The following is a 16,915-nucleotide window of genomic DNA, read 5'->3' on the forward strand; positions in this document are numbered from 1 at the left end:
TTATTCGCTTTTAAACTCACCAATAAGCTCTTGTAATTCCTGAGAAAGCCAACTTAAAGAAGTCGCTAATTCTGCAATATCTTGTACTGATATTTCTTGCTCTTTCATGCTTTCTTCAACATTACTACTGCTGTTGGCATAAGTGTTTGCAATATGTGATAATTCATTTACGACTTGAACGATATTCTGGCTATTTTGTAAAATGTCACTCGAATTACCCGAAACAGCTTTTACTTGATCTGTAACAGATTGCGCTGATTTGGAGATTTTTTCAAAGAAATTCCCACTACTTTGAACAAGTGAAATTCCAGTTTCTACTTCTTTTGAACCTTTTTGCATTGAAACTACAGCATCTTCTGTCTCAGCTTGTGTTTCACCAATTAATTTCGCTATATCTTTAGCAGACGCTTCCGTTTGTTCTGCTAATTTTCGTACTTCATCAGCAACAACTGCAAACCCTCTCCCCGCTGCTCCAGCACGTGAAGCCTCAATAGAAGCATTTAAAGCTAATAAATTTGTTTGATTTGAAATACCTGTAATTACAGTTACGATATCACTAATTTCTTTTGACCTTGTTTCTAACGAATAAATGATGGAAGATAAATCTTGTACTGCATTTTGAATTAAACTCATTTGATTAATAATTTGTCCAATCACTTCATTACCTTCAATTGAATGTTGCTCCATACCTTCAGAAGCAACCGCAACTTGTTTCGCAGCCCCAGTTATCTCTTCTACCTTATCTTCCATTCCATGTACAATCTCTAAACATTGTTGTACTGAAGTTTTTTGAGACTGTGCCCCTACTCTTAAACCTTCAATAGAACTTGCAATCTCTTGAACTGCCATGCTGTTTTCCTCTGTACTCGCCGACAATTCTTGTGAAGAAGAAGAAACTTGCTCAGCAGTTTGCCTTACTTTATCTATAATCCCTTTAAACTTTTCAATCGTGTTATTGAAATAAACATTAATAATTCCAATATCATCTGGTCTTTCTTTTAATTTAATACTTAAGTCACCTTCACCAATTTTACGTAACCCTTCTCGTAAATCTTTTAATGGAGCTAACGAGTGACGCACGATAAAGAATTGAGTAATAGTCGCAATTGCTAATGAAATAATGATAAAGAGTAAGCCCTGTATCATAAACTTCTCTTTTGTAATAGGAACAATGGAAGCATCTAAGTCAGCCGCAATAATTGCAACAATATTATTTTCTCCATCTGTAATTGGTTCTAATATTGTCACCCACGAACCTATTTCATCTTCATATACTTCTGTCATTTGGGCCTTTTTCGTATCAATGACTTTATCGTATGCCTTCATCCAATGAGCGGGTTGTTCATAATAATCTCCCGGCTTTATAGGGAACGCTTTTGTTAACTCTGTAGTCAAACCAACGAGTTGTAATTCTCGCTTTTCATTCGGCTTTGCTCCTGTAACATACGTTTGTCCAACACTTTTCAATTCTTTTGACACTTCATCTAATTTCTCTGTTAACTTTTCTTTTTTCACTTTTTCGGCTGTAGGATCTTTCGCCATGTCTCTAACTAATTCTACATCCAATTTTTTCAATACTATTTCTCCTGTTTCAATAGACTGCCTTTCAAATAAAGACATCATACTATTTTGAAACATGTTGAAACTTAGTGCACCCATACTTCCAACAAGTGTCAAAATAACTAATACGGTTAATAAGACGTTCTTTTGAAGGAACGATAACTTATGCCAATATTTTTTCATTAATATCCACCTTCCTTAATTAACATAAACAAAAAAACAAAATATATGAATATTTTGTTTGAAAATGTTTCTCAATATGTTCGAGAATAAAAAAAAGCCAATGTAAAAGCATTGGCCAAGACCAACCCTATCCGTCCGGTAACTGGCTAGCGTAGCCTTTCGACCTTAGCTCCTGTAGTTTTGCGTCCTCATGTTTCCATCAGTTTGCCTTTCTCGCTGAACGAGTTGAACGATATGGGAGTTCTATGAGAATTAATTTATTCTCTTTCAAAGATTACAACATATAAATCAAAATGTCTACTTATTTAGAGATATAAATACAAATTTTTAATGCATTGCTTTTTCAAAATAATTTCAAAAAGTACGTGAATGTTACTTTTTTTGTGTTATATAATAAAAAATGTATAAACAACAAGGATTTCTTCGGGTATTTATTTAATTTTCATTCAAATTAAACTATTCGAATATATCTTAACTAATGAATTTCGGAGGTAGTTTATCATGTTTTGGCTACAATTTCTTACCTTGTTACTCTGTATTTTTATTGGTGCACGCCTAGGCGGAGTTGGTTTAGGAGTAATGGGTGGAGTTGGTATGGCAATACTCGTTTTTGTCTTCCACTTACAACCAACCGCGCCTCCTATCGATGTAATGCTTATGATTTTGGCAGTAATTACAGCCGCTGGTGCTTTGCAAGCTGCTGGAGGAATGGACTATCTTGTTCATCTAGCTGAAAAAGCATTGCGAAAAAATCCAAAGCGTATTACTTTTTTTGCTCCAATTGTTACTTATTTATTCACACTATGTGCAGGTACTGGTCACGTTGCCTATTCTGTACTTCCTGTTATTGCAGAAGTCTCTCGTGAATCAGGGATTAGACCGGAACGCCCAATGTCGATTGCCGTAATCGCTTCTCAGCAAGCAATTACAGCTAGTCCAATTTCAGCTGCCACAGTTGCTCTTTTAGCAATGTTAGCTGACTATAAAATCACTTTATTAGATATTTTAAAAGTGAGTATTCCTTCTACTTTCATTGCTTGTATGTTAGCAGCATTCGTTGCTAGTAAGATGGGAAAAGAATTAAATGAAGACCTTGAATACTTAAAACGATTAAAAGAAGGAATGATTCCTAAGCTTGAAGAGAAAAAAGAATTTGTAGGTGTAAAGGGCGCAAAATTATCAGTTATCCTTTTCCTTGTAGGAACCTTCCTTGTTGTACTTCTTGGTTCATTTGAAGCACTTCGTCCAGGATGGATAGTTGATGGGAAGTTAGCCCGTCTTTCCATGCCGAACACAATTGAGATGGTTATGTTAACTATCGCGGCTCTTATTATTATTTTCTGTAAACCAAATGTAGAAAGCATTGTGTCTGGTAACGTCTTTAAAGCAGGAGCAACAGCAGTTGTTGCAATTTTCGGTATCGCTTGGATGGGAGATACTTTCTTTAATGGAAACTTAAATATGATTCAAGGATCTATTCAGCATTTAGTAACAAGTGCGCCTTGGCTATTTGCCATCGCACTATTCATTCTATCTATTTTACTGTACAGCCAAGCAGCAACAGTACGTGCCTTAATGCCACTTGGACTATCCCTTGGTATTCCACCAGCGCTACTGATTGCGATGTTCCCTGCAGTAAATGGATATTTCTTCATTCCGAACTATGGAACAATCGTTGCTGCCATTAACTTTGACCGTACCGGTACAACAGGTATTGGTAAATACGTATTAAATCATAGCTTTATGATTCCAGGCTTAATTGCAACATTTACTTCTATCGGAATTGGAATGCTCTTAATTTCAATTATGTTTTAAAGAAAAAGCACAAACCTTTATTTAAAAAGGTTTGTGCTTTTTTAATCAAACGTTTGTTTAAATTTTTTGGGCAGTCTACTTCTCGATGTAGCACTTAAAATACTACATGTCCTTTTCTACAAAATTCGCTTTACTTCTTCAGCTAATTTTCTCGTACTTTCATACGTAGATTCAGCTAAACTAATTGCTGAAATAACTGAAACACCGTCCGCACCCGCTTCTATAACTGCCGCTGTATTTTCAATTGTAATCCCACCAATACCAACGATTGGCACTGTAATTCCTTGTTCTCTAAAATAAGCTAATCCTTTCGTTCCTTGAACCGCTTTCGTATCTTTTTTCGTACTCGTTGGGAAAATAGGTCCAACGCCTAAATAATCTGCTCCGTTTTCGATTGCAAAGCGTGCTTCTTCAATTGTATGAGCAGATACACCGATAATTTTATCTCCCATTTTTTCACGAACAGATGTAATTCCTTCATCATCTTGTCCTACATGAACACCATCTGCATCTAATTCAATGGCTAATTCTACATCATCATTTACAATGAAAGGAACACTATATTCCTTACAAAGCGTCTGCAATTCTTTTGCAAAGCGCACTCTATCTCCTCCGATTAAAGAACCTTCCCCCTTCTCGCGAAACTGAAAAAGTGTCACTCCACCATCTAATGCTTCTTTCAATACAGCTAAAGGATCCCTCGTGCAGTTATTACTTCCCATAATAAAATACACTTGTAATAACTTAGACATCTTCTTTGTTTCAATGCGCATCATGTGTTTCATCCCCCTTACTCTAACTCCTCAATCTTTCCATACTTCTCAATATCACCAGCAGTAGTATTCGCTAACTGATTTAAAAATTCAATTTGGAAACTACCAGGTCCCTTTTCCACGGTCTTAGCAGCTGCCAGTTCCGAAGCTACACCATAAAACGTTAATGCTGCTACTGCTGCTTTTACATAATCTTTTTCCACTGCTACAAATGCTCCTATTACAGAAGTTAGTAAACAACCTGTTCCCGTAACTTTCGTTAAAATAGGGTGACCGTTTCGAATAACAATAGTTCTCTCTCCATCTGTAACAACATCTTCTTTTCCAGTAATAACCGCAACTGTATTTAATTCGTCTGCTGCCCGCCTTGCAATACTTACAACATTGCCATTTCCAGTACCAGCGTCTACCCCTTTAATTTCCCATTTCTCATTAATAACGTTTGCTATTTCAGCCGCATTGCCGCGGATAATTGCTAAATCTATTTCGGCTGGAATATGTCTCGCAACTTCTGTTCGATACGAAGTTGCTCCTGCACCAACTGGATCAAATAGTACTGGCACATTGTTCGCATTTGCTGATTTACCCGCGAGTAACATCGCTTCTACTTCTTCAGGACGAAGTGTCCCCATATTTAATACTAACGCTCCAGCAATGCTAGCCATTTCTGCTACTTCTTCTTTTGCATACGCCATTACAGGCGATGCCCCAAGTGCCAACAAACCGTTAGCAGTAAAATTTGTTGCAACAACATTTGTAATATTATGAACAAGCGGATTAGATTCTCTCACCAAATCCACTACTTTACTAATTTCTTTCATATTCATCCTTTTCATCTCCTAACTATAATGATGGGAGATACACAAAAAGACACTTTGCGCGTACGCAAAGTGCCTGAACATGTGCTTTTACACTCTCCCTACGCTGGCATTATCCAACAGGTTCAAATGGTCAATGACGGACTAGTAGCCATACTCTCAGTTTGTATCCACAAACTCCCATGTGTTTCTTATTCATCTACTTCAAAGTCTACTCTTATTCTAGTAAAATAACAAGTTCTTTACTTTTCTATTTAATATAGAAGCAACTGATAAAGTGAAACTTTAATCAGTTGGGATTTTGTTCACTCCATTAAAAACAGCTCAAATATGGAGCGAAACTGAATCTCAAGAAGATGTATGCTATATTTAACTTATGGAAATTTGAAAGGATGTTTTTAATATGCCAAAAAGCGTTGTAATCGCTGAAAAACCTTCCGTTGCACGAGATATTGCTCGTGTACTGAAGTGTGATAAAAAAGGAAACGGCTATCTTGAGGGTAATAAATATATTGTAACTTGGGCTTTAGGTCATCTCGTTACATTAGCAGATCCAGAAAGTTATGATGTGAAATATAAAAAGTGGAATTTAGAAGATTTACCGATGCTACCTGAGCGTTTGAAATTAACGGTTATTAAACAAACTGGTAAACAATTTAATGCTGTAAAAAGTCAGCTACTTAGAAAAGATGTAAATGAAATTATTGTAGCAACAGACGCTGGACGTGAAGGGGAATTAGTCGCACGCTGGATTATCGATAAAGTTAAGCTAAATAAACCAATCAAACGTTTATGGATTTCTTCTGTAACCGATAAAGCAATTAAAGATGGTTTTGCAAATTTAAAACCAGGTAAAGCCTATGACAATTTATACGCTTCAGCAGTTGCACGTTCAGAAGCTGACTGGTATATCGGTCTTAATGCAACTCGCGCTTTAACAACTCGCTTTAATGCCCAGTTAAATTGCGGCCGTGTGCAAACTCCTACTGTTGCTATGATCGCTAGTCGTGAGGATGAAATAAAGAACTTCAAAGCACAAACTTACTACGGCATCGAAGCTCAAACAATGGAGAAACTCAAACTTACTTGGCAAGATACAAATGGCAATAGCCGTAGTTTTAATAAAGAAAAAATTGATGGTATTGTAAACAGTTTAGATAAACAAAATGCTACCGTTGTGGAAATTGATAAGAAACAGAAGAAGTCATTCTCTCCTGGTCTTTATGATTTAACTGAATTGCAACGTGATGCAAATAAAAAGTTCGGTTACTCTGCTAAAGAAACATTAAATATTATGCAGAAATTGTATGAACAGCATAAAGTGCTAACGTACCCTCGTACAGATTCACGCTACATTTCATCTGATATCGTTGGAACACTTCCAGAACGTCTAAAAGCATGTGGTGTTGGAGAATACCGTCCCTTCGCACATAAAGTATTACAAAAGCCTATCAAACCTAACAAATCATTTGTTGATGATAGTAAAGTAAGCGATCATCATGCGATTATTCCAACAGAAGGATACGTTAACTTCTCAGCATTCACAGATAAAGAACGCAAAATTTATGATTTAGTTGTAAAACGTTTCTTAGCTGTTTTATTCCCAGCATTCGAATACGAGCAACTAACATTACGTACTAAAGTTGGTAGTGAAACGTTCATTGCACGCGGAAAAACGATTTTACATGCTGGTTGGAAGGAAGTATACGAAAATCGATTTGAAGACGATGATGTAACTGATGACGTAAAAGAGCAGCTTCTACCCCACATCGAAAAGGGCGATACATTAACTGTAAAGTTAATTATGCAAACATCAGGTCAAACGAAAGCACCTGCACGCTTTAATGAAGCAACTTTACTTTCAGCAATGGAGAATCCTACAAAATATATGGATACGCAAAATAAACAACTCGCTGATACATTAAAATCGACTGGTGGATTAGGTACTGTAGCAACGCGTGCTGATATTATCGACAAGCTATTCAATTCGTTCTTAATTGAAAAACGTGGCAAAGATATTCATATTACTTCAAAAGGCCGTCAGTTACTTGATTTAGTACCAGAAGAGTTAAAATCCCCTACACTAACTGGTGAATGGGAACAAAAACTTGAGGCTATCGCAAAAGGTAAGCTGAAAAAAGAAGTATTCATTTCTGAAATGAAGAACTATACGAAAGAAATTGTTTCTGAAATTAAATCGAGTGATAAAAAATATAAACATGACAACATTTCAACGAAGTCTTGTCCAGACTGCGGTAAACCAATGCTAGAAGTAAACGGCAAAAAGGGAAAAATGCTCGTATGCCAAGATCGTGAATGTGGTCATCGTAAAAATGTATCTCGTACAACAAACGCTCGCTGTCCGCAATGTAAGAAGAAACTAGAATTACGTGGTGAAGGTGCAGGTCAAATCTTTGCATGTAAATGTGGCTATCGCGAGAAATTATCAACATTCCAAGAGCGACGTAAAAAAGAATCTGGAAACAAAGCTGATAAACGTGACGTTCAAAAATATATGAAACAACAGAAAAAAGAAGAAGAACCATTAAACAACCCGTTCGCAGACGCATTAAAAAAATTAAAGTTCGATTAAACAAAAAGGTTCCTACCGCTTTCGGTAGGAACCTTTTCTTAATGAATGATTTTACTTCCTTTTGCATTCTCAACAAATTTTTCACTTGATTTGTTAATTGGTGTTTTCAGTAATAACGCAGCAACAATCATAACTACTACGAAAGCACTTAACACAAGTAAATCTCGCGTTACGATATCCCATAGCATTCCGCCTACTGTTTCACGAATTGCACTAATTGCATATGTGAACGGTAAGAACGGATAAATCGCTTGGAAGAACGCTGGTGTCATTTGGATTGGGAATGTTCCGCCCGATCCTGCTACTTGTAGTACAAGTAAAATGATCGCCATCGATTTCCCAACGTTTCCGAAAATAGAAACGAGTGAGTATACGATACAAACGAAGACTCCACCAATAAATAAACTAAATAACACAAACCAGAACTTATCGACTACGTACGTACCGAGTAAGAATATATCTCCCATCGATACGATAAACGCTTGTGAAAGACCTATCGTTAAGAATGTTAATAAACGTCCGAAGTAAATTTCATGGCTCTTATAATTTGCGCCCTCTTCATGTACTTCTACCGTTAATAATGAAACCATTAATAATGCGCCTACCCATAATGCAAGCACTGTATAGAATGGTGACATCGCTGAACCGTAGTTCGGCATCGCAAATAATTTATTCTCTTTTAAATTGACTGGATTCGCAAAGTAATCACTTTGCTTTTCAACATCGTTTTTCAATAAGCGTATGATGTCTTTTATATCTTCTTCAGATTCAAAATCACGAATTTTATCTGCTAATTCTTTAATCTTTTTCTCAGTAGCTGGCATTTCAGCTTTAATGTCTGCTAATTTCTTTTTACCATCTACTAAACCTTTTGATGAATCTTCTAGTAATTTTTTAACATCTGGAAGCTTTTTGTCTGCATCATTTAAAATTTGAGTTGTATTTTTCGACATCTCTTTTGTACGAGCTATTGCTGTATTGAAATTAGGTACAATTTCTGAATCATACGTCGATAATACATCTGTTAATTGAGCTGATCCGCCCTTCGCAGCGTTGTTAATACTTTCAATTACATCTTTTGTAGGTTTCTGGCCATTGTTAAGAAGTGTAATCCCCTTATTCGTTGCATCTACACCTTTTTGCAGACTACTTTTCGCTTTGTTTAATTTTGCGATTCCATTATTAAGGTTTTTATCACTATTTACATCCGCTAAAACCTTATTTGTACTTTCTAGAACTGGAATCATATCATCAATTAAACCGATTCCAGATTGGAATTGACCATTTAAGCTATTTAAAGCTACTTTCGTTGAATCTAAACCGTTAATACCTCTATTTTGTACATCTTCTTTTGCTTTCTGTAAATCTGCTTTTGCACCCTCAATACCATTTTTTACTTTATCGTAATCTGCTTTTGCATTATCATATACTGCATTTGCATCAACTTTAGCTTGATCGACTGTGCTAACTGCTTTTTTATAATCTGCTACAAACGTTTCATTATAATCTTTTTCAGCTTGATCAATTAATCCATTTGCTGCATCTAATTTTTGATTCGCTACATCTGTTACATCTTTCTTTACTTCTTGTCCTTTGCCAATAACATTTACAATATCTTTAATACCGTTATTTGCATTTTCCATACCTTTTTTAACATTAGTTAAGTGATCCACTCGCCCTTTGAAAAAGCTTTGACCAAAATCAGTAGTCGCCGATTTTTGAAGTTCAGTAAAGAAATTAATAAGATATGAAATACCATCTGTACCAGTTTGTAATCGTTCTGATACCGCATTTAAATCTCTCTTTGCTTGTTCTGGATCAAACTGACCATTTTGCAATCCATTTAAAACACTTTTCCCATAAGCTGTTCCTGCACGTGATGAACTTAAAACATTATTTACTGTTTGATTAATATTTTGCGCTATACTCTTATAACCATCACTATTCAACTTAGAAAGATCTGGTCTCGCTGGGAATTCAGGTAATCCATTCATTCCAGACAAGTCAGGAATATTTAGTTCTACACCTGGATTCATTAAAAAGTCAGTAAATGCAGCTGCACTATCCATAACGCCTTTTGCTGCTACTAAATCATTTCTTATCGTTCCTGGAGCGTTTTTTAATGTTTGATCTTGTCTTGCAAAGAACTTATCTAAATTCGCCAATGCTTCCTGCCCATCATTTATTACACTCTCTACAACAGGTAAATCTTTTTGCGCCACTTTCACAACATCTTCTGCTCGAGTTGCATCATCTAATGCCTTATCCATGAGTGTATTCATTTCTGGGAACTGCGCTTCTAACTTAAATACAAGATCTTTTACTTTTTCGATACTTGGTAAGTTTGTTTCTAAATCGATTCCAAGATCATTGAAAATTTTAAAAATCTCACCGTTTGCTGTTTTTACAAAGTTTTTACTAATTTCTTCTGTAATACCTGATGCACCTTTTGCTGTAATCTTCGGTGCAATCGCGTTTACTTTTTCATTCACATAGTAATCCAGTTCTGGTTTTTTGGGATTTTCATCCAGAACAGTTGCAATTTTTTCAGAGAAGTCTTTTGGAATCGTAATACTTGCATAATAATCCCCACGCTCAACTCCGTAAATTGCTTGTTTTTCATCTACAAATTTCCAGCCAAGATTTTTGTTTTTCTTAAGGGAGTCTACAATCTCTTTCCCGATATTAATATCTTTCCCTCTTAAGTTAGAACCTGCATCTTGGTTAGAAACTGCAATGGGAACCTCTTTTGTATTTCCATATGGATCCCAAGAAGCTTTAATGTTAAACCATGCATATAACGATGGTAAAATCATTAATCCTAAAACAATAACAATTGCAGCCCAATGTTTGGCTACATTCCGTAAATCTGTCTTATAAATACGCCAAATTTGTTTCATAGAAGTTATCACCTAATTATATATTTTTCCTTCTTTAGAAAATGATACATGCATTTTGCAATTATATCACTTTCTACATCGTGTATTAACCAAAAACGTACTATTTTTTCCCATTAACTTTCACTTACTTCATTATATAACGAAGTGAGTCAAAGTATGAATACAAAATGACCAAATCGGTTTTACATTCAATAATAACAAATATATATGAAATGTCATAAAAAATACAAGTATTTTCTCTTGGAAATACTTGTATTCCTAAAAAAAATCCTCACAGCTTTTATTCTCTGTGAGGATTTCTTCTATTATATATCCAATTGAACCTCTACACCGAAATGATCTGAAATTACATTTCTGTTTGTACCATTAAAAATAACTTTTGAAGAATGAACCTTTTTACTTTGGTTACACAATATTAGATCGATTCGCAAATTATGTTTATTTTCATCCCAACCAGCAATCTCGCCTTGGACAGTCGTTCCTTCATCCTTCTCTATTGCTAATTCATATGTGTCATACAACCCTTTTTGCATCATATACTCATAACCTTCGCCTTCCAAGCGAGCATTGTTATTAAAATCCCCCATTAAGAAGGCGAGCTTATTACTATCTACACGCTCCATCAAACGATCAACTTGACCTTTGAATGACTCTTCTTCATCATTCCACCAACCGAGATGGCAAGAGTAAAACGTTATATCTTTACCATTATAAGCAATTGTTGTACTTACAATTTTACGCGTTTTCCAATACGTTGTATCCTCGTTTTCTGAAATAAAGAACGTATCTTCTTTTATAATATTATGCTTCGTTATAATCGCTAATCCTTCTTCGTACACGTCATAACCAATATGAGAGAAATCCCAAGTAATATTGTAATCTTTTACATATAGCGCTTTTAACTCTTCTAATAGTAAAAGTCCAAAATTATCTTTTTTCTTGTTACCGCATACATTTTCAGCTTGTATGGACTGACTTACTTCTTGCAATGCGATGACATCGTACTCTTCTTCTTGAATTACTTTAGCAAGATATTTTATCTTTTCTATTTGATTCTCTTCTTGCCAAGAATGACAGTTTAAAGTTAGCAATTTCATATTATTACGCACCTAACATATCTTGAATGTCTGACTTTAATACGTCAGCTTTCGGACCATATACCGCTTGTACACCTTTATCTTTTACAATAAGCCCTAAAGCACCATTTTGTTTCCACTGTGCTTCTGGTGCAACAACATCTAAGTCTTTTACTGTTACACGTAAGCGTGTCATACAAGCATCTACGTCAGCAATATTTTCTTTTCCACCTAATAAATCGATAACTTTTGTTGCTAATGAACCGTCTTGTACATTTCCTGTTCCTTCTGATGCCTCATCTTCATTATCAATATAGTTACCTGCACGCCCTGGTGTTGGTAAATTGAATTTTTTAATTAAGAAATTAAATAGTGTAAAGTTAAGACCGAAGAACACTAATGAAACAATAACAAAGTTGATTAAGTCTCTTGTTAAACCTGCGTTAACCATCATTGGTGTACGAGTAATTAACTCAATAAATCCGAATGCATGAACACGTAAGTTAATTAAATCAGCTAGTGCGAATGCAAGTCCTGTTGTAATAGCATATACAACATATAATACTGGAGCAATAAACATGAACATGAATTCAATTGGTTCTGTTACACCTGTTAAGAATACTGCTAATGCTGCTGATAAAAACATTGGTTTATATTTTGCACGCTTTTCTTTATCAACGTTACGGAACATCGCAAATGCAATCCCCATTAACGCTGCTGTTGAGCCGATAACTTGTCCAGCTTTGAAACGAGCTGGTACAACGTTATTTAATAAATCGTTATATGCCTTCGTATCTCCATTTGCTAATAAATTATTTAAATCTGTAATCCATGCAAGCCATAATGGATCTTGTCCTGCTACAACTTGTCCAACTTTTGAACCAGTTAGCATCGTATATGTTCCGCCTAGCTCTGTATAGTTCATCGGAATCGTTAACATATGGTGTAAACCAAATGGTAATAATAAACGCTCTAACGTTCCATATACAAACGGTGCAACAACTGGTGCACTATCTTTTGAAGCTGCAATCCAGCGACCAAATTCATTTAACCCACTTTGGATGAATGGCCATAGAAATGATAATACAATCGCAGTAACTGTAGACCAAAGAATTACAACGAATGGTACAAATCGTTTTCCATTAAAGAATGCTAATGCCTGTGGCAATTTATTATAGTTATAATATTTGTTATATAGATTAGCTCCTAAGAAACCTGTGATAATCCCCACGAAAACTCCCATGTTTAATGCTGGTGCACCAAGTACAGAAGTAAAGTAATCTTTTACAAGTAAATCTCCTGCTATTACTGAAGAAACTGTCGCTTTTGAATCCGCTAACATTTGAGCGTTTACGCCAAATATAGCTCCTGTAATTCGGTTTGTTAAGACGAATGCTAATAGCGCTGCAAATGCACCACCTGCACGATCCTTCGCCCAAGATCCCCCAATTGCTACTGCGAATAAGATGTGTAGATTTGTAATGATTGCCCAACCGATGTCTTCCATTACGCGAGCGATTGTATGAACTGCGTTAACATCCCCAGCAGACATACCAATTAACTTACCGATGGAAATCATTAAACCAGCTGCTGGCATTACGGCTACAACAACTAATAACGCTTTCCCGAACTTTTGCCAAAAATCAAAAGAAGTAATTTTCATCTGTTCTTCCTCCCCTTTATTTATAACAACATAATGATTTAAATTATAATTTCTGTTCCCTTTATGAAAACGATTCCTTATGTTACTTTATTTTTATCTTTACGCAACCGTTTTCATAAATCTATTTTAATAAAAGCGTTTTCACTTTGCAATAGAAATTTATTTTTTTTCATAAAAAAAGATGCTCAAAGAGCATCCTTTTTTATTATGAAATGCGATAAACCCTTGTTTCATAAGGTTTTAAAGCAATTGTTGTTACTTCTTCATGTTCTGCAACTTCATAGTTATTTAAAAGCAAACGTTTGCGTTCTAGTGCAAATGAACCCTCATTATACACAGCTTCCTCTTTTGAGATATTACTAATTACAATGACTTTTTCATCCTGTAACGTACGTGTATATGCATAAATTTGTGGATCGTCTTCTAAAAGTAAATCGTACGTACCATAGTTCAGTACATCGTGCTCTTTTTTCAGGGCAATCATTTTCTTATAGAAATTGAAAATAGACTTTTCTTCATTTTTTTGCTTCTCAACATTAATTTCTTTGTAATTTGGATTCATGCTAAACCAAGGTGTACTTGTTGTGAAACCAGCATTCATCTCATCATTCCACTGCATAGGTGTACGTGAATTATCGCGGCAAGAAGCCCATACAATCTCCATCATATCTTGATGTGGTACGCCCTCTGCAATTTTCTCGCGATATAAATTTTTAATTGCTACATCATCGTAATCTTCAATATTTGGTAACTGAACATTTGTCATACCAATTTCTTGTCCTTGATAAATAAACGGTGTACCGTGCATAAAGAAATACATCGCTCCTAGAGCTGTTGCACTTTCACGCCAATATTGTTTGTCATCTCCCCATGTTGAAACGATACGTGGTTTATCGTGATTCTCAATATATAAAGCGTTCCATCCTTTATTTTCTAATCCTTTTTGCCATTTCGTTAATACTTTTTTCAATCCTACAACATCAAGGTCTTTCTTCTTCTCTGCATCCCATAAACTTAAATGTTCAAACTGGAATACCATATTGAACTTACCTTGCTCTTCTCCAACCCAAAGCTCAGCATCTTCAATCTTAACGCCATTTGCTTCACCAACAGTCATAATATCGTACTTAGAGAATGTATTTTCTTTTAGCTCTTCTAATAAAGGTTGAATACCTTTCACATTCATATGTTTATCAAAAGATGGCACATATTTTAACTCTTTTGGATTTGGCATATCCTTAAGGCCTTCTTCTTTTTTTATATGACTGATCGCATCAACGCGGAAACCATCAATACCTTTATCAAGCCACCAATTAACCGTATCATATAGTACTTCACGAACTTCTTTATTCTCCCAGTTCAAATCTGGTTGTTTACGTGAGAATAGATGTAAATAATATTGTTCTGTTTCTTCATCATATTCCCATGCCGAACCATTAAAAATACTTTCCCAGTTGTTTGGCTCCGCACCATCTTTACCATCATGCCAAATATACCAATCACGCTTCGGATTATCTTTAGATGAACGTGATTCAATAAACCATGGATGTTCATCACTCGTATGATTAATAACTAAATCAATAATAAGCTTCATATCACGCTTATGAACTTCATCTAGTAAAGCATCAAAGTCTGCCATTGTACCAAACTCATCCATAATATCTTGATAATCACTAATATCATAACCATTATCATCATTAGGCGACTTATACATTGGACAAATCCAAATTACATCTATACCTAAGTCTTTTAAATAATCCAGTTTTGCAATAATACCTTGTAAATCTCCAATACCATCACCATTTGAATCCATAAAGCTTCGTGGATAAATTTGATAAGCAACTGCTTCTTTCCACCATGTCTTATTCATAGTCCTTCTCTCCTTTTGCATCCCATCAGAATTTTATGCAAACGTTTTCGTAACACTATCATAACAAAATATGAACAGTTTGCAACTGTTTTCATTGAACTCTATGTAGATTCTTTATTCTTATGCTTTATTTATTTCTCACAAAGGTAAATCTCATTCTCCACCTCTCCTTGTCCACGCGTATTACAGACATTTTTCATATATTAATAAAAAGCTCTGATTATTTTGGAAAGGAGTAAGAAATTGAAGCAAACAAAATTAACAGGTCGTATCGTTGTTCCCACAGATCCTGACTACGACGTAGCCCGAATGAATTTAAATTTAAGTATTCCAAAACTCCCTTGTATTATTGTTTTTTGTCAAAATAACAAGGATGTATGTAACGCCTTAAAATGGGCACGTGAACGTCATATACCATTTCGGTTAAGAAGTGGACGTCATAGCTATGAAAATTTCTCTCTTTTAAATAGAGGACTTATTATTGATGTGAGTGAAATGCATCGCATTACTGTTAATACAGAGAAATTAACAGCAACAATTGAGGCTGGTGCAAATCTTGGCACTGTTTATAAAGAACTTTGGAATTACGGTGTTACAATTCCTGCTGGTACAAGTGCAAGCGTTGGAATTGTTGGATTAGCACTTGGCGGTGGTATTGGTATGCTTTCACGCTTATTTGGATTAACATGTGATCAATTAATGGAAGTGGAAATGGTACAAGCGTGTGGAAAATTTGGTGCCAAACTCATTCGTGCAAATGAACAAGAAAACTCTAACCTTTTTTGGGCATGCCGTGGTGGCGGTGGTGGAAACTTCGGAATTATCACTTCCTTAACTTTTCGAGTCCACCCGATAAAAAATGTATCAATTTTCTCAATTACATGGGAATGGGAAGACTTTATTGCTGCATTTCAAGCGTGGCAAAACTGGGCACCTTATATAGATGAACGTCTCACTTCATCGATCGAATTATTCGCCAAGCAACGAAATAAAATCGAAGCACAAGGCGAGTTTGTCGGTTCTCCCTCTGAACTCCATTCCCTATTATCCCCTCTTCTTGAAACTGGTAGCCCCTCTCTCTTTATAGAAGAAGTTCCTTATATAAAGGCTGTTGAATTTTTTAATGGCGGTAACATCCCTGAAAATTTCAAGCGCTCTGGTTCCTATGTCTATAAACCTATTTCCCTTAAAGGCATTCAAATCATGCAATCCTTTCTTTCTCATGCACCAAATAAAGATGCTAGTATTTGGCATCAATCGCTCATAGGTGCTGTTGAAAATATTTCGCCGAATGAAACGGCTTATTTTCATCGTAAAGCAATTATTGCTCAAGAATACATTACCTCTTGGAAATGCGATGATGAAGAAAATCGAAATATACGCTGGGTTAAAGGTTTACGAGAAAGCTTAGATCCTTATACACTAGGTGACTATGTGAACTGGCCCGATATCGACATTAAAAATTGGCAAACTAGTTATTATGGCTCTAACTTTCACAGATTACGTAAAGTAAAAACCATGTATGATCCTTGTGATGTTTTTCATTTCCAACAAAGTATTCCTCCTTTTCATACGTGAAAAAAGGGGATAACATAAAAAAATCATCCAATATACCGTTACCTCGCAGTATGTTGGATGATTCAAGTTGATTTTCTATATCGTTT

The 16,915-nt window shown here is 35.5% G+C and carries 10 protein-coding genes and 2 riboswitches; of the genes, 3 read left to right on the top strand and 7 right to left on the bottom strand.

What is annotated here, in order from left to right; all coding sequences use genetic code 11:
* Positions 1-1,743 carry a methyl-accepting chemotaxis protein gene (locus tag ACO6VI_RS13005; RefSeq protein WP_063546332.1) on the bottom strand — a complete coding sequence of 581 codons (1,743 nt, stop codon included), beginning with the start codon at positions 1,741-1,743 and terminating at the stop codon, positions 1-3.
* A 134-nt stretch (positions 1,744-1,877) separates the two neighbouring features.
* Positions 1,878-1,962: riboswitch (cyclic di-GMP riboswitch) on the bottom strand.
* A gap of 282 nt (positions 1,963-2,244) precedes the next feature.
* On the opposite strand from ACO6VI_RS13005, the gene ACO6VI_RS13010 reads away from it, so the two are divergent.
* Positions 2,245-3,558, top strand: a complete 1,314-nt coding sequence (locus ACO6VI_RS13010) for an anaerobic C4-dicarboxylate transporter family protein (protein WP_000498702.1) — start codon at positions 2,245-2,247, stop codon at positions 3,556-3,558.
* 116 nt (positions 3,559-3,674) lie between these two features.
* On the opposite strand, the gene thiE is transcribed toward ACO6VI_RS13010, so the two are convergent.
* Both thiE and thiM read right to left on the bottom strand, forming a co-directional pair.
* Positions 3,675-4,334 carry a thiamine phosphate synthase gene (gene thiE, locus ACO6VI_RS13015; RefSeq protein WP_141552614.1) on the bottom strand — a complete coding sequence of 220 codons (660 nt, stop codon included), beginning with the start codon at positions 4,332-4,334 and terminating at the stop codon, positions 3,675-3,677.
* A gap of 14 nt (positions 4,335-4,348) precedes the next feature.
* Positions 4,349-5,158 (bottom strand): hydroxyethylthiazole kinase, encoded by an 810-nt coding sequence (thiM, locus tag ACO6VI_RS13020; protein WP_098818307.1) that lies wholly within the window; start codon positions 5,156-5,158, stop codon positions 4,349-4,351.
* 72 nt (positions 5,159-5,230) lie between these two features.
* A riboswitch (TPP riboswitch) is annotated at positions 5,231-5,343 on the bottom strand.
* 209 nt (positions 5,344-5,552) lie between these two features.
* Here thiM and topB point away from each other — a divergent pair.
* Positions 5,553-7,742, top strand: a complete 2,190-nt coding sequence (gene topB, locus ACO6VI_RS13025; protein ID WP_098834331.1) for a DNA topoisomerase III — start codon at positions 5,553-5,555, stop codon at positions 7,740-7,742.
* Between the two features lie 38 nt (positions 7,743-7,780).
* On the opposite strand, the gene ACO6VI_RS13030 is transcribed toward topB, so the two are convergent.
* From ACO6VI_RS13030 to ACO6VI_RS13045, 4 genes are all read right to left on the bottom strand, one after another.
* A complete protein-coding gene (locus tag ACO6VI_RS13030; protein WP_098834330.1) occupies positions 7,781-10,642 on the bottom strand; it encodes a YhgE/Pip domain-containing protein in 2,862 nt (953 codons plus the stop codon).
* A gap of 305 nt (positions 10,643-10,947) precedes the next feature.
* Positions 10,948-11,739, bottom strand: coding sequence for an endonuclease/exonuclease/phosphatase family protein (locus tag ACO6VI_RS13035; RefSeq protein ID WP_000771978.1), 792 nt, complete (start codon positions 11,737-11,739; stop codon positions 10,948-10,950).
* Between the two features lie 4 nt (positions 11,740-11,743).
* On the bottom strand, positions 11,744-13,381 hold the full coding sequence (locus ACO6VI_RS13040) for a PTS transporter subunit IIBC (RefSeq protein ID WP_000705566.1): 1,638 nt from the start codon (positions 13,379-13,381) through the stop codon (positions 11,744-11,746).
* A 205-nt stretch (positions 13,382-13,586) separates the two neighbouring features.
* On the bottom strand, positions 13,587-15,251 hold the full coding sequence (locus ACO6VI_RS13045) for a glycoside hydrolase family 13 protein (protein ID WP_001044706.1): 1,665 nt from the start codon (positions 15,249-15,251) through the stop codon (positions 13,587-13,589).
* A gap of 243 nt (positions 15,252-15,494) precedes the next feature.
* Between ACO6VI_RS13045 and ACO6VI_RS13050 the strand changes: the two genes are divergently transcribed.
* The gene (locus ACO6VI_RS13050) at positions 15,495-16,829 is read left to right on the top strand and encodes an FAD-dependent oxidoreductase (protein ID WP_161520389.1); all 1,335 of its coding nucleotides are present in this window, start codon (positions 15,495-15,497) and stop codon (positions 16,827-16,829) included.
* The last annotated feature ends 86 nt before the right edge of the window (positions 16,830-16,915 follow it).

Origin of the sequence: Bacillus sp. PSXD-155 (assembly GCF_049310765.1) — a bacterium.
In the GTDB taxonomy this organism is placed as follows: Bacteria; Bacillota; Bacilli; order Bacillales; family Bacillaceae_G; genus Bacillus_A; species Bacillus_A cereus.

Excerpts from the sequence above, each read along its gene's own strand:
- ACO6VI_RS13005 (WP_063546332.1), bottom strand. The coding sequence starts at position 1,743 with ATGAAAAAATATTGGCATAAGTTATCGTTCCTTCAAAAGAACGTCTTA.
- ACO6VI_RS13010 (WP_000498702.1), top strand. The coding sequence starts at position 2,245 with ATGTTTTGGCTACAATTTCTTACCTTGTTACTCTGTATTTTTATTGGT.
- thiE (WP_141552614.1), bottom strand. The coding sequence starts at position 4,334 with ATGATGCGCATTGAAACAAAGAAGATGTCTAAGTTATTACAAGTGTAT.
- thiM (WP_098818307.1), bottom strand. The coding sequence starts at position 5,158 with ATGAATATGAAAGAAATTAGTAAAGTAGTGGATTTGGTGAGAGAATCT.
- topB (WP_098834331.1), top strand. The coding sequence starts at position 5,553 with ATGCCAAAAAGCGTTGTAATCGCTGAAAAACCTTCCGTTGCACGAGAT.
- ACO6VI_RS13030 (WP_098834330.1), bottom strand. The coding sequence starts at position 10,642 with ATGAAACAAATTTGGCGTATTTATAAGACAGATTTACGGAATGTAGCC.
- ACO6VI_RS13035 (WP_000771978.1), bottom strand. The coding sequence starts at position 11,739 with ATGAAATTGCTAACTTTAAACTGTCATTCTTGGCAAGAAGAGAATCAA.
- ACO6VI_RS13040 (WP_000705566.1), bottom strand. The coding sequence starts at position 13,381 with ATGAAAATTACTTCTTTTGATTTTTGGCAAAAGTTCGGGAAAGCGTTA.
- ACO6VI_RS13045 (WP_001044706.1), bottom strand. The coding sequence starts at position 15,251 with ATGAATAAGACATGGTGGAAAGAAGCAGTTGCTTATCAAATTTATCCA.